15 protein-coding genes are annotated in these 14,465 nt (G+C 36.8%); 9 read left to right on the forward strand and 6 right to left on the reverse strand.

Annotation, left to right across the window (positions count from 1 at the left end):
* Positions 1–81 precede the first annotated feature (81 nt).
* The 6 genes from AC13DP_RS01955 to AC13DP_RS01980 form a co-directional block, all read right to left on the reverse strand.
* Positions 82–276 (reverse strand): SHOCT domain-containing protein, encoded by a 195-nt coding sequence (locus tag AC13DP_RS01955; protein WP_013073634.1) that lies wholly within the window; start codon positions 274–276, stop codon positions 82–84.
* A gap of 18 nt (positions 277–294) precedes the next feature.
* Positions 295–2,682: a multicopper oxidase domain-containing protein gene (locus tag AC13DP_RS01960; RefSeq protein ID WP_031427478.1), complete on the reverse strand. Its 2,388-nt coding sequence runs from the start codon at positions 2,680–2,682 to the stop codon at positions 295–297.
* A gap of 64 nt (positions 2,683–2,746) precedes the next feature.
* Positions 2,747–3,313: a helix-turn-helix domain-containing protein gene (locus AC13DP_RS01965; protein WP_008610774.1), complete on the reverse strand. Its 567-nt coding sequence runs from the start codon at positions 3,311–3,313 to the stop codon at positions 2,747–2,749.
* A gap of 4 nt (positions 3,314–3,317) precedes the next feature.
* Positions 3,318–4,535 (reverse strand): TolC family protein, encoded by a 1,218-nt coding sequence (locus AC13DP_RS01970; protein ID WP_483067218.1) that lies wholly within the window; start codon positions 4,533–4,535, stop codon positions 3,318–3,320.
* Positions 4,532–8,272, reverse strand: a complete 3,741-nt coding sequence (locus AC13DP_RS01975; RefSeq protein WP_013072793.1) for an efflux RND transporter permease subunit — start codon at positions 8,270–8,272, stop codon at positions 4,532–4,534. The genes AC13DP_RS01970 and AC13DP_RS01975 overlap by 4 nt, the downstream gene beginning before the upstream one ends.
* Before the next feature lie 135 nt (positions 8,273–8,407).
* On the reverse strand, positions 8,408–8,824 hold the full coding sequence (locus AC13DP_RS01980) for an HYC_CC_PP family protein (protein ID WP_013072794.1): 417 nt from the start codon (positions 8,822–8,824) through the stop codon (positions 8,408–8,410).
* A 291-nt stretch (positions 8,825–9,115) separates the two neighbouring features.
* On the opposite strand from AC13DP_RS01980, the gene AC13DP_RS01985 reads away from it, so the two are divergent.
* The 9 genes from AC13DP_RS01985 to AC13DP_RS02025 all read left to right on the forward strand — a co-directional run bounded on the left by AC13DP_RS01985 (position 9,116) and on the right by AC13DP_RS02025 (position 14,462).
* Positions 9,116–9,538, forward strand: coding sequence for an HYC_CC_PP family protein (locus AC13DP_RS01985; RefSeq protein ID WP_040459986.1), 423 nt, complete (start codon positions 9,116–9,118; stop codon positions 9,536–9,538).
* A 169-nt stretch (positions 9,539–9,707) separates the two neighbouring features.
* Entirely contained in the window at positions 9,708–10,289 is a 582-nt protein-coding gene (locus tag AC13DP_RS01990) for a helix-turn-helix domain-containing protein (RefSeq protein ID WP_013072797.1), read from the forward strand.
* 75 nt (positions 10,290–10,364) lie between these two features.
* The gene (locus tag AC13DP_RS01995; protein ID WP_013072798.1) at positions 10,365–10,874 is read left to right on the forward strand and encodes a hypothetical protein; all 510 of its coding nucleotides are present in this window, start codon (positions 10,365–10,367) and stop codon (positions 10,872–10,874) included.
* Between the two features lie 280 nt (positions 10,875–11,154).
* Complete coding sequence (locus tag AC13DP_RS02000) at positions 11,155–11,373, forward strand: heavy-metal-associated domain-containing protein (RefSeq protein ID WP_013072800.1); 219 nt, start codon at positions 11,155–11,157, stop codon at positions 11,371–11,373.
* A gap of 19 nt (positions 11,374–11,392) precedes the next feature.
* Positions 11,393–11,611: an SHOCT domain-containing protein gene (locus AC13DP_RS02005; protein ID WP_013072801.1), complete on the forward strand. Its 219-nt coding sequence runs from the start codon at positions 11,393–11,395 to the stop codon at positions 11,609–11,611.
* Between the two features lie 17 nt (positions 11,612–11,628).
* On the forward strand, positions 11,629–11,907 hold the full coding sequence (locus tag AC13DP_RS02010; protein WP_041579015.1) for a DUF5676 family membrane protein: 279 nt from the start codon (positions 11,629–11,631) through the stop codon (positions 11,905–11,907).
* A gap of 18 nt (positions 11,908–11,925) precedes the next feature.
* Complete coding sequence (locus AC13DP_RS02015; RefSeq protein ID WP_483067219.1) at positions 11,926–12,636, forward strand: lycopene cyclase domain-containing protein; 711 nt, start codon at positions 11,926–11,928, stop codon at positions 12,634–12,636.
* A gap of 12 nt (positions 12,637–12,648) precedes the next feature.
* Positions 12,649–13,110, forward strand: a complete 462-nt coding sequence (locus tag AC13DP_RS02020) for a universal stress protein (protein WP_127844251.1) — start codon at positions 12,649–12,651, stop codon at positions 13,108–13,110.
* Positions 13,107–14,462: an NAD(P)/FAD-dependent oxidoreductase gene (locus AC13DP_RS02025; RefSeq protein WP_127844252.1), complete on the forward strand. Its 1,356-nt coding sequence runs from the start codon at positions 13,107–13,109 to the stop codon at positions 14,460–14,462. Before AC13DP_RS02020 ends, AC13DP_RS02025 begins: the two co-directional genes overlap by 4 nt.
* Positions 14,463–14,465 lie beyond the last annotated feature (3 nt).

Genomic DNA, 14,465 nt, shown 5'->3' on the forward strand with positions numbered 1-14,465 from the left:
TTATTGTTATACCTGTTTACACAGCTTAATTTTTTTTTACATAGTGCTATGTCTAACAGATTTTTGGATTGCTTCTTTTTTTTATTTCTTTGAGCCTATAGCCTGCTTAATTTCTTCATACTCCTCTTTGGTTATCTCTCCTTTAGCGTACCTTTCATCAAGGACATCCATAGCCTTTGAACTTTTAGTCCGCTTTATTTTCTTTCCTCCTGCATAGATGAAAACACCTAGAATAATAACACCGAAAATGGTTAAGAAATCCCAATTGTAGTCCATCGTTTTATTTTTTAGTCATTAAAATCTTAGTGATAATCCTCCACCTGCACCAAAACGGTTATCATAACTTCCCATCAATGAGAAATTTTTGGATAAAAGATATTCAACACCCGTACTCCAAGTAATCTCTTTTTTGAAATTATCTCCTTGAGGCAGGTCATCTACCCACCCAAAATCTGCTTGGTACTCGTACATCCCAAAAACAATAGTTCTAGGGAAAATGGTAATAGCACGGCTTAAGCTAATCTGCGGGCGTAGCTTACTATCCATCCTCACATCCAACGTAAATAAGTAGGGCGTAAGGTATCGTATCCCTGCTATAGCTGTTGTTGTTATTTCTTCAAGGCTATCCTCCATTTCGTTCTCGACATTTACACCGCCAAAAACGGTTAGATAATCATAGAGGTATCTATCGTAGGCAGCTTCAACCTCCATATTCCTGTTCCAACCATATTCGCCCCTCAAACTGAATTGGTTTCGGATATTTGAAGATATAAGGTTCAAAGTGGTCATATGTGATGCGGCATCTATCATTCCGTAGGAATAGAACTGGTCGGTCTCGTCAATAAGTTTAGATACGGGATATTCCTTCAACCTTGGATCCCTAGGGGTATCATAACTTACAATACGCGCCATACCTCCCATCATATGGTATAGAATATGACAATGGAAAAACCAATCGCCATATTCATCACCATAAAATTCAATGGTAACTTGTTTCATTGGTGGAACATTGACTGTGTGTTTTAAGGGTGAGTATTCCCCATTTTCGTTAATGACCCTAAAAAAATGACCGTGTAGGTGCATTGGGTGGTGCATCATAGTCAGGTTATTGAAGGTAATCCTAGTTACTTCGTCTCCCTTGATTTTTATTTTATCTGCTTCAGATAGAGGAACCCCATTCAAACTCCAGATATAGCGCTGCATATTCCCGGTAAGGTTTAATAGGATATCCGTTACAGGAACATCTGGGTCATAATTGGTCTTCTCCGGCGATTTCAAGTAGTCATAGTTATACTCTGAAAACATATTCATTCCCTGCATTCCATCTGCTTCGTCCATTTTCATATCATCCATTTGAGAGGCCTTTTTCATTTTGGTATCCATTTTTGTGTCCATCCCTGCCATTTTGGAATGGTCCATCTGCATTGAATCCTTTTTCATATCCATTTGCATTTCGTCCATTTTATGCTTCTTCATTTCCATACCCTTCATATTGGACTTGTCCATATTCATTGTACCCATATCCATATCTTTCATTCCTTCCATCTGCATTCCCCATTTTTCTTTCATCTCGTAACGCTCATCTTTGCCTGGTCGGAACTTTAAAGCGGGTGCACCCATTTTCATTTTCATTTTGGCCATTTGTTGCATCATCCCTATTTTATCAGGTTTGGATACATCGGGTGCAGCAACAATAGGTCCTTGGCCTAGGTATGCCGTTGCGGTACCAGAGCCGTCTTGGGCCATAATTTTATATTCCAGTTTGCCGTTCTCCGGTATGGTTACGATAAAATCATAGGTTTCAGCGACCCCTATAAATGTCTTGTTATGCTTAACCGGTACTACATCTTTACCGTCTGCCGAGACAAGCAAAGGGTCAGGGCCGCCAAAGGCCATCCAGAACGAAGTAGAAGCAGAGCCGTCTATAATGCGAAGGCGCACTTTTTCGCCAGGTTTAAACTCGGGGTACTCCACTTTTTCTTCTCCATTAATTAAGAACGCTGGGTAATACACATCTGCCACATCTGCACTTTCCATACGCTGTCTCCAAAAATTTAATTGCGCCCCAAATGCGCCCCTTGCAATTACTTGGTTAAGCGGCGTAGCTGTTCCTTTTCTTATATTGTACCATTCTGTACCTCGCTTTAAAAACCGAAGTACATCCCGCGGTTTTTCGTTGGTCCAGTCAGATAGTACCAAAACCTGCTCTTTATCATACTCCAAGGTTTTTTCTTTGGGCTGTATTACAATTGAGCCGTAAACACCGCTCTGTTCCTGCAACATTGTATGGGAATGGTACCAATAGGTGCCGTTTTGCTTTATTGCGAATTCATATTTTAGTGTTTTACCGGGTTCTATGGGCGGTGTAGAAAGGTAGGGTACCCCATCATAAAAATTGGGCAACAACAAGCCGTGCCAATGGATGGATGTCTCCACGCTCATTTCATTTTTTACATAGATTACTGCGTACTCCCCTTCGGTAAATTCGAGCGTTGGCCCTGGAATACCTCCGTTGACGGTCATCCCTTTTACTTCTTTACCGGCTTTATTAACCATTTCTTCCTTTAGGGTCAACGTGTATTCGTGAACGGGTAGATTATCGACATTACCTTCCACGGACTGTGCAGATGCTGTATAGGTACACAGTAACAAAAGAATAAATGCATAGCTTATTTTTTTCATAAGATTACTTTTTTTAAAATTAATATTGATTATGAGAAGTTTGTGTCATAATTATGGTTGTTATCTACCTTATTTGATCTAAAGGGTTTCTAATACTTTTTTGATTATTCTTATAATTAGTCAGACTCATACCAGTTTCACTTTTAAACAGCCTACTTAAATGATTTACATTACTGTAATCAAGCAGCTGACTTATCTCCGTAAAATTACCCTCTTGTAATTGAATCAGCTCTTTCACTCTTTCTATCTTGAGTTTTATAAAGTATTTTTCTATGGTAATATGCTCCGTAACAGAAAATATTTTACTGATTTTTGAGTACTCAAGGTTTAATTTACTTTCCAAATGCTTGGACAGCGTTTTATTTAATTGAAGTGGTAATTTTTGTAATAATTTAATAAGTTCAATTTTAACTTGCTCTACTAATTGCTGGTCTTGCGCCAGTAAAATTTCGAAACCATTGTTTTCTAAAACATTTTTTATATTTTCAAAATCATCTATAGATTTCTCTTCGTAAATAATAGAACCCAATTCAATATGCTTTAAGTGAATCCCTAATGTTTCAACATCACTCTGGATTGTTTTAATACAGCGATTACACACCATATTTTTTATAAATAATTTCTTTTCCATCCGGTTAGTTGATTAGGTAATTAACAATTGCAGATTGTGTGTAATACTTCTGTATCGATTCCACTTGATTTAACTGAAATTTGAGCTGCAACTCTTGAACATCCAGTACATCGTTAAAATCAATAGTGCCTGTTTCATAATTCTTTATCAAGATTTCTTCAGCATCATTTGCTTGTTTTAGATTGTCCGATTGAATATTGAATTTTATTCTCGCATTTTCTCGGTTGTACTTTGCATCTGCTAATAGGGTTTCCAGTTTATTTAATCTATCTTCTTTTTGGGACTGTATCTGTAACTGCTTTAACTGATTCTGTTTTGTTACTGATTTGTATTTGTTGTTAAAAATTGGAATTGAGATAGACACCATTGGCATTATGATGTCCTTTCCGTTGTCGGTAAAATTCATATCAGGACGCTCAGAAACTGGTACATAATCTAGCCCAAAACCTATATTGGGCGAGCTCTGTTTTTGATTCAACAACTCTGATTGCTCAACGGACTCATAAAGCTTATCATATTTAATGAGTTCAGGATTTAACTGAAGATTTTCCGTCAAGATTAATGCGTCCTCATCTGGAATAAACATATCCTCAACCACGGTTACGGCAATAGTCCCATCACGATTTAATAGATTATTGAAGGTGGCTTGTTCAGCAAGGTAATCCTGCTCTAAAACTTCTTTTTGTTGTACAAGTTCATTTTGCCTAATTTGAAGACGAAGTACATCAACAGCTGATGCCTTATCAACTTCTACCGATGTTAATGCTAAACGTTCATAGGTTTCTAAAAGGTCGATATTTTTCTCAAGAACCAATTGTTTTGCTCTAATAGCATATAGTTTATAATAGGATTGAGAAACTGAAAGTGCCAATTTGCGCTTCATAATGACAATATCTACATATTGAGTTTCCGCTATTGAGCTTGCGTAATTTTCCCTTGCCGAAATAGTTCCAAACCAAGGTAACATTTGCTTGACAGAGAAACGTGCGCGTTGCGCTCCTGTACGGGTTTCGGGTTCACTTATAAAATAGCCAGCACTAATTTGTGTATCTGGCAAGGTATTAGCTTCATTAACTTTTTCTTCTGCTATGTTGTAGCGTAATTCAAAAGCTTGAATCTCGGGATTGTTATCTTGAGCTTCCTGAATGTAAGAGGCTAATTGTTGTGCATTAATCTTCGCGAAAGCGAAAAAGACAATTCCCAATAGAATTATATTTCTCATTTTGTAGCTTTTTTTAATTGAAGTTCGTGTTTCAAACTAAATAATACCGGTACAACAAATAAGGTTATTAGTGCAATTAACATACCTCCGAAACTTGGAATAGCCATTGGTATCATTATATCACTTCCTCTACCTGTTGAAGTGAGTACTGGTAACAAGGCAAGAATGGTTGTTGCCGTCGTCATCAAACAAGGACGGATACGCTTTTCTCCAGCCTCAATTACTGACGCTCTTATTCCTTTTCTGTCTTTAGGCTTGTTTTTATCAAAGGTCTGTGTGAGGTAGGTTGCCATTACCACTCCGTCGTCTGTAGCAATACCAAACAATGCAATAAACCCAACCCAAACGGCAACACTCAAGTTTATAGTGTGCATTTGGAACAGGTCTCGTAGGTTTTCACCAAAGAAGCTAAAGTTCAAAAACCAATCCTGTCCATAAAACCAAATCATTAGAAAGCCTCCTGCAAAAGCCACGGCAATACCTGTAAAAACCATAAGGGATGTTGCAACAGAACGGAACTGGAAATAAAGAATGAGAAATATAATTAGCAATGCGAGTGGCACAACTACACCAAGTGTTTTTTCGGCCCTTAATTGGTTCTCATAGGTTCCTGTAAATTGATAGTTAATTCCTTTTGGCACAACAAGCTGTCCATTATCAATCTTCTCTTGTATGAGTGCTTGGGCGTTTTCTACCACATCTACCTCGGCATAACCATCCAACTTATCAAAGAGCACGTAACCTACTAAAAAAGTATCCTCACTTTTTATGATTTGTGGTCCTTGCTCATAACGAATGGTAACCAATTCACTTATGGGTACTGGGTTGCCCTTTTCTACCGGAACATAAATATCTTTTAAATCATTTGGATTTGCACGTAGCTCTCTTGGATAACGTACGCGTATTCCATATCGCTCCCTGCCTTCAACAGTTTGTGTAAGCACCATACCACCTATAGACACTTGTATCACTTGCTGTACCTGCTGTATGGAAATACCATAACGAGCAAGCTTGTCTCTATCGATATCCAATAAAAGGTAAGGTTTACCAACTATTCGGTCTGCAAAAACGGCTTCATCCTTAACACCGTCGGCTTGTTTTAATATATCCTCCAATTGCACTCCAAAGGCTTCTATCTCATTTAAATCTTGCCCTTTCACTTTGATACCCATTGGTGCTCGCATACCCGTTTGAAGCATTACCAATCGGGTTTCAATAGGTTGTAATTTAGGTGCTGAAGTAACTCCGGGAAGTTTAGTTACCTTTACAATCTCTTTCCAAATATCATCGGGCGATTCAATTTCTGGTCGCCAGTTTCTATAATACTCACCATCGTCGTCTGGTATAAGTTGTCTATCAGTAATGTTAAAAGGGTCTTTTAATAAGGTGGCATCATACTTGCCTTCGTCTACTTCCAATTCAACATTTGGATTTGTAACCAAGCTACCATCCTTTAACATAAAGAGACCATCTTCATTAACTTTAAATCGTTGTCTTTCTCTTTTATCATTTAAAATGTATTCAGACTTGTACTGAATTACATTTTCATACATTGACAACGGTGCTGGGTCTAAAGCCGATTCTGTGCGTCCTGATTTACCAACCACCGTTTCAATCTCTGGGATGCTAGCAACGGCCATATCCAATTGTTGTAAAACACGCTTGTTCTCCTCAACCCCAGCGTGAGGCATAGAAGTTGGCATTAAGAGGAAAGAACCTTCATTAAGTGATGGCATAAATTCCTTACCCGTATTCCGCATTATCATAACACCGAAGATGACAATAGCAGTGGGTATGGCTAGAAACAAGAGTTTATTGCGTAACGCCCAATTTAATATGCGCACATAATAGCTCCTAAATAGCGTAAATATACCCAACAGGCCAAAGCATATCAGGCCTACAAATATTAAGTTCCAGAAAATGCTTCTATCTACACCCAATGGTCTCCAATATTCCGCCAACAAGAATACAATGGCAAAGGCTGAAATAAATATGTTGATGATATTAGCTCTATCTGCCGATATTTTTTCTTTAATAGACAGTAAACCAACGATACCATATGCAACCAGTATAAGCCCAAGGGTATGTCCAAAAATTACTGCTAACAGACCAATTATTACTAAAGCAATATTGAGAATGTATCTAAAAGAAATTTTTACATTACGCTTTCTGAAAAAATAGGCTGCAAAAGGTGGTATAAGAAATAATGCCACTATAAGAGATGCTGTGAGTGCCGCTGTTTTTGTGAAGGCCAAAGGTCTAAATAACTTACCTTCAGCTCCTATCATAGTGAATACAGGAATAAAACTTATTATTGTGGTCATAACAGCAGTTAGAATAGCGCCAGAGACCTCGGCTGTGGCATTATATACAACTGTATTCATTGGTAGGTTCTGGTCATTTTCATCTATATGACGCAGTACATTTTCAGATAGAATAACTCCCACATCTACCATTGTACCAATGGCGATGGCAATACCAGATAAGGCGACAATATTGGCATCTACATTAAACAACTTCATTGATATAAAAACCATCAATACCGCCACAGGTAATAGTCCTGAAATCAATACAGAAGCTCTGAGGTTGAATACCATAATGATAATTACGAAAATGGTTATCAAAATTTCTAGAGTCAATGCTTCATCAAGTGTTCCTAATGTTTCCTGTATGAGTTCGGTTCTATCATAAAAAGGAACAATGGTCAACTGCGATGTCCTTCCATCGCTCAGAGTTTTAGAAGGTAAGCCTGAACTTAGTTCATTTATTTTCTCCTTAACATTATTAATAACCGCCATAGGGTTAGCGCCGTAGCGGGCTACTACAACACCACCTACAACTTCAGCACCTTCTTTATCTAAAAGCCCTCTTCTTGTTGCAGGTCCGTGAGAGACATTGGCAATATCCTTTAAGCGTATAGAGGTAAAATCTTCTGAAGTAACTACTGCATTCTCTAGGTCTGAAATAGACTTAACATATCCTAAACCCCGGATTAGATATTCAGCTTGGTTGATTTCAAGCGTTTGTGCACCAACATCTTTGTTGCTTTGTTTTACTGCTTTTACAACCTCACTCAAGCCTATGTTGTATTGCCGCATTAATTCGGGATTAACATCCACTTGATATTCCAAAACATATCCGCCGATGGAAGCCACTTCTGAAACGCCACTCGCAGATGACAACGCATATTTCACGTAGAAGTCTTGAATGCTTCTTAATTCTTGTAAATCCCATCCACCTGTAACATTACCATCTTTATCACGTCCCTCAAGGGTGTACCAATATATTTGCCCTAATCCTGTGGCATCGGGACCTAAAGCTGGATTAACGCCTTCTGGTAGAAGTCCGGCTGGTAATGAGTTTAATTTTTCAAGTATTCGGCTTCTGCTCCAATAAAATTCAATATCTTCTTCGAAAATGATATAAATGCTCGAAAACCCGAACATAGATGAACTACGTATTGTTTTAACCCCTGGAATACCAAGAAGCGATGTGGTTAGAGGATAAGTAATTTGATCCTCAATATCTTGAGGGGAACGACCATCCCATTTAGTAAATACAATTTGTTGGTTTTCGCCAATATCTGGTATGGCATCTACGGCAACAGGGTCTCGAGGAAGTGAGCCTGTATTCCATTCAAACGGGGCGTTTACGACTCCCCAAGCAATAAAAAGTGCAAGTAGTAGAACGGCTACTAGTTTGTTTTCTATAAGAAATTTTATGCATTTATTTAGCATCTTTATTGATAATTAAACAGTTATACATTGAATAACTTTCTGATAATATCAGAAAATTAAACACAACAAAGTAAGCCCAAGATGGAAGTAACCATAGAGCAAATCTTTCCGATAATTATCGGAAACTGTTTAAAATCAAATTAAATAAGTTTCGTGTAGTTTTTGTACGTTCCTTACAAGATAAGGAGGTGTATAATCTCTAAATGGAACAATGTGTGAATCAAGAGTCTCAAAGAGATTGATATAAGAATGTACAAAAGAGACAACAAAGACTTGTTGCTCAAAATTTAAGGTGTTAAAAGACATCTTCAGGTCGTCCTGACCTTCAACAACTAATTGCTTATCTGAACAGCAGGAATCATCCTGAACTTCACTTTGACAATCATTTCTGGATAGTTGTTTATCCATTCCGCAAGTTTCAACGTGCCCAAATAAAGAAGAATCCACTAAAGTATCGCCACAGTAATGACTATCAATAGTAAAAGAAACTGTTGACAACAGCACGATAAGTGCCAAACAAACGGATGATATTTTATGAAAAACTTTTTTCATTAATGTTGCAAATTTATAAAAAATTTATCTCAATTTGTTTATTTAACAATTTTTTTTTGATTTATCAATGTTTATTTTGCACGAAACCGCTTAAATATTATTTGCAAATAAAATTCTTTTGCAGCTTCCTTTATATGATATAAATCATAGTTCTGTTGAACTTTTAGAATTATATTTGTACTGATTAATTTTGTTGTTTTTTTGTAAAAAACTGATAATAAAATAATTGAACAGTTGAATTTTATTTTCCAAAATCCTTTAATGTTAATCAAAATTTATTAATTTTATAGTGTGAAATCTTTTTTCACTAAAATACTGTCCTTCTTTTTAGCAGTTTTTATACTGTTTTCCACCACATCCTTTACGGTAAATATGCACTTTTGCTGTAATAAAATGGTGGATTTGGCTTTTTTTAGTAAAGCAGAATCTTGTATGGAGACTGCACAGAAAAAAGATAATAATTCCAAGCAATGTACTACAATACAAGAGAAAGACTGTTGCGATAATAAGACCATCTTGAAAGAAGGAGATGACACCTTCAAGAAGGCCAATACAATTTCAGAGATTGAAACTTTAGTTTTCTTAAACAACTTCGTCTATTCTTATATCAACCTTTTTGAAGGTTTAGAGAAAAACACAGTTTCTTTTAAGGCTTATAGGCCACCTTTGCTATCCACAGACCTTGTAATCCTCAACGAGTCCTTTTTAATTTGATTTTCTACTTCGCAGGTTAAAATTAATCTGCATTGCCTCTATAGCCAATATTTCACTTCTGGCTAACATTTGTTGTACCCTATTCTCAACAACGCTACACAATATTAATCCTGTTAGGCTAAACCTATCAGACCATTGAGCTAAACTCATTGACAATACATTATATACTATGAACAAACCAAAAGAATTTTGGATTAAGAATATGGTCTGTAGCCGCTGCTTAAAAGTTATTAAGCAAGAACTACAAGAATTGGGAGTTACTGTGCTTTCATTAGAATTAGGAAGATTATTGGTAGAAGCACCAAAAAAAACCAGCAATGAAATTGTCGAAGCTGTTACAACTGTGCTTCACGCTAATGATTTTGAAATTGTACAAAAAGAAGAAGAAATGCTCACAGAAAGAATCAAGATTATTCTAATAGAACAATTGCAAGAGCTACCGCTACATATTAAGGTAAAAACATCTGAATTATTGTCATCAGGTCTTCATCGTGATTACAAAACATTGAGCAGATTGTTTTCTGCCCAGGAACAAACCACTATTGAAAAATACTTTATCAAATTAAAGATTGAAAAAGTTAAAGAGCTCATTCAGCTTAAACAACATTCCTTTTCAGATATAGGGTACCTATTGGACTACAGCAGTGTCAACCATTTGTCTAGACAGTTTAAGGACGTTATAGGAGTAAGTATGACCGATTATAAAAATGCAGAAGACTGGAAACGAAATTTTTACGATGAAATTATATAGATCATAGCGAAAGTTATGTACAACAAGATAGTACAAAACCAATAATTTTATAGTATTAATTCAAAACAAACACCTATGAAAGCACTTACAATTATTTTATCGATGATTGGGCTTGTAAGTTTGAACAGTTGCACACAAGAAACAAACCCTCAAGCAGTACTGGAAAACCCAGAAACCCGCACAGAAGTCTTCAATGATATTGCCCAGAATGACGATTATATGACGGAGTTTATGGAAAATATGCACAACAACCCACAAGCAATGCAAATGATGCAGGGCAACAAGAACATGATGGACGCTATGATGCAGGGCGAAGGAATGCAAATGATGATGGAAGACGGTATGATGATGAAAAACATGATGGGCAATAAGCCTATGATGCACGAAATGATGAGCGGAATGATGAAAAGCTCGGAAACAATGAACTCAATGATGCAAATGATGTATGAAAACGGGATGATGAGTGAAGACTGCATGAAATCCTGCAAAAAAATGATGGCCGAAAAAGGAATGGATATGAAGGGAATGGATAAGATGGACAATATGGATACACCGGCCAAAGAGGACCATACCGAGCATCACTGATTGTTAACCTCTAAATGTAAAACCAATGAAAAAAAATCACTGGATATGGATGGTCATCGGCTGTGGGCTACCACTGTTGTTCATCTTTTTAGCACCAACTCTGGGTATAGGAAGCGGAACATCGCTCTTTATTTTCATCATTTTAATGTTTGGCTGTCACCTATTTATGCCTCACGGTTCACACGGGCACGGTGGTCATAAACACAATAGTCAAAATGAATCAACAGAGAAGCCAATAGAAAAGCATAAAGGGCATCAACATCATTAAAATCGAAACACAATGACACAAAAATATCAAATAAACGGAATTAGTTGTGGTGGATGTGTGTCAAGAGTCAAGAAGACCTTGGAAGAACATCCCAACATCGAAAAAGTAGAGATTTTTCTGGCACCAAAAGGAGCTACACTTATCACAATGAAAGAAGCTCTTTCGGTAGATGAGTTACAAAATCAGCTCAATGCCCTTAGTGGATATACAATAACTGAAATGGAACAATAACAATTTAAATCTAAAAATTATGCACTACTACGATGGAAGTTTTGGAGGAATGCACCTAATATGGTGGGTTATATGGGTCGTTTTACTTGCTTGGATATTTTTCATTCCAGCAGATATCCCATATCAAAAAGCAAAAAAAGACAGTCCACTGGATATTCTTAAAAACCGCTTTGCAAAAGGCGAAATATCCAAGGAAGAATTTGAGGAATCAAAAAAGATATTAAAATCAGACAACTAACTCAAAACTTTAAAATTATGTATCGATTAAACGTAAAAAAACTCGGATTTGCTTTCGGTCTTACGGCGGCACTAATTTACTTAGGCTGTATGATAGTTATGTCAACAGCAGGTCGAGAAGCCACTATCGATTTTTTCAACAGCCTATTGCACGGTTTAGATACCACAAGCATTATCAGGATGGATGTGCCACTATGGGAAGCTGGTTTGGGAATAGTACAGATATTCATTTTAGGATGGCTAATAGGTGCCTGTATTGCGGCTTTTTATAATGCGCAAATAAAAGTCAAAAAATAAGAGAGTAAAATAAAATTTATGCAATATGTCTGGTTCATATGGTCTCTTATAATTCTTGCTCTTTGGGCAATAATCTATTTGTCAAAAAAGGGGTATAGAAAAGAAATGCTCAAAATGAGTCTTATTACTATGCCCTTTGGTTTAACAGAACCCTTGTTTGTACCAGAATATTGGATGCCACCTTCGCTTTTTGATTTGGCTGAAAAAACAAGGTTTGATATCGAAAGTCTGATTTTTTCTTTTGCAATCGGAGGTATCGGTGTGGTACTATACAATCTTATTTTTAAACAAACCCTCGTTCAAATAAATCATACAGAGCGAAACCACAGAAGACATCGTTTACATAAATACAGCTTATTTGTGCCAGCTATAGTATTTTTAATATTAGCACTATTTACATCGTTAAACCATATTTATTGTGGCACCATAGCAATGTTCTTAGGTGGTTTAGCAACATTGTACTGTCGCCCAGATTTAAAAGGAAAGATATGGGTTGGAGGAATCTTGTTTACCATACTGTACTTCATTTATTTCGGAAGCATCCTTCCGTTTTATCCGCAATATGTGGAGCTGTACTGGAATCTAGACAACCTGACCCATATTCTTGTTTTGGGAATCCCAATTGAAGAGTTACTGTTCGCTTTCACCTTTGGTATGTATTGGTCTGGATTATATGAACACTTGTATTGGAGAAAACTTATAAAATCGAAAGAAATGTCAACCAACTAAAACATTCAAATTATGAAAATATTATTGGCCATAGATGGTTCAGATTTCAGTAAAGTAGCCATTCACGAACTTATAAAAATGACCCTATCCTCAAATAGTGAAATTCATATTATAAATGTTTATGAACTTCCTAAAACAACCGGTCTGGGATTGCATACTATGGGCGGCAAGATAGGAAATTACATAGAAGAAATTAGAAGTAACGCTCAAAAATTGGGAAACAAAATCGTTTCAGAAGCTTTCGATAAAATCAAGGCCGAAAACAAGGCACTTACCATAACCACAAGTGTTGTTAGCGGACTGCCCAAAAGTACTATTAATGAAAAAGCAGAAAATTGGGGTGCAGATTTAATTGTAGTAGGCTCTCAGGGTCACGGTGCTTTTTCTCGCTTAGTATTGGGCTCAGTATCACAATATTTAACCACAAATGCCAAATGTTCAGTACTGATTGCAAGAGATAGAAATAAAAAATGAAAGAAAAGCAAACACATAGCATTACGTTGGAATCCACCTGTAAGATAACAGATGAGATATGTCTTCCCGATACTAAATTACCTCGTGTGGTTATCGTTGGTGGAGGATTTGCAGGTTTGGCATTGGTTGAGAAACTGAAACACAAAGAAGTTCAAGTGGTTTTACTCGATAAAAATAACTTCCATCAGTTTCAGCCTTTATTATATCAAGTGGCAACGAGTGCCCTGGAGCCTGACAGTATTGTATTTCCATTCAGAAAACAAATCAATGGCTATAAAAATGTTTTCTTTCGTTTGGCTGAAGTTGAGGAAATTCAACCTGATTCAAATACTATATTGACCAATAAGGGAAGTGTTTCTTATGACTATTTAGTGTTGGCTACTGGCACGACCACCAATTTCTTCGGGATGGATTCTGTGGCCGAAAATAGTTTGGGGATGAAGGATATTCGCGATTCCCTCAACATCCGTCATATGATGTTGCAAAATTTGGAACAGGCAGCTATTACTTGTGATGATAAAGAACGCGACACGCTGACAAATTTTGTAATAGTAGGTGGTGGTCCAGCAGGCGTAGAAATGGCAGGAGCTTTGGCAGAGTTTTGCAAATACATCCTTCCCAAAGATTACCCAGAGTACCCTTCTTCCATTATGAATATTTATCTAATAGAAGCCATTGATGAGTTGTTAGGCACAATGTCAGACAAGGCATCATCGAAAACCCTCAAATATTTAGAGGATTTGAATGTAAAGGTATTATTAAATGAAGCTGTAAGCAATTATGACGGCAACGAAGTCACTACCAAAAGTGGTAAGACCATTTTGGCTAAAAATCTTATCTGGACGGCTGGCGTAAAAGGACAATTCCCAAATGGTATTGATGGAAAACATGTAGTCAGAGGCAACCGTATTAAAACCAATGCCAATTTAAAAGTAGAAGGCTACGAAAATATTTTTGCCATAGGTGATATCGCAGCACTCATTTCCAAAGAAACCCCAAAAGGACATCCACAAGTAGCACAGACCGCTATTCAACAAGGTAAATACCTGGGCGATTCGATATTAAATATCATAAATAACAAATCCATAAAACCTTTCAAATATAAAGATAAAGGTTCCTTAGCAACCGTAGGTAAACGCAAGGCAGTTGCCGATTTGGGCAAATTTAAATTTGCAGGCTATTTCGCCTGGTTGCTGTGGTCCGTTGTTCACTTGATGTCCATAAGTGGATTTAGAAATAGATTGATGGTTGGTTTTAATTGGGCGGTAAGTTATTTCACTTATGAAAAGAGCAACCGCCTGATTATTAGAAACTTTAAACCGAAATCTTCGGTTAAAAACAGAACAAAATAATTT

This window comes from Zunongwangia sp. L-65, assembly GCF_056859415.1.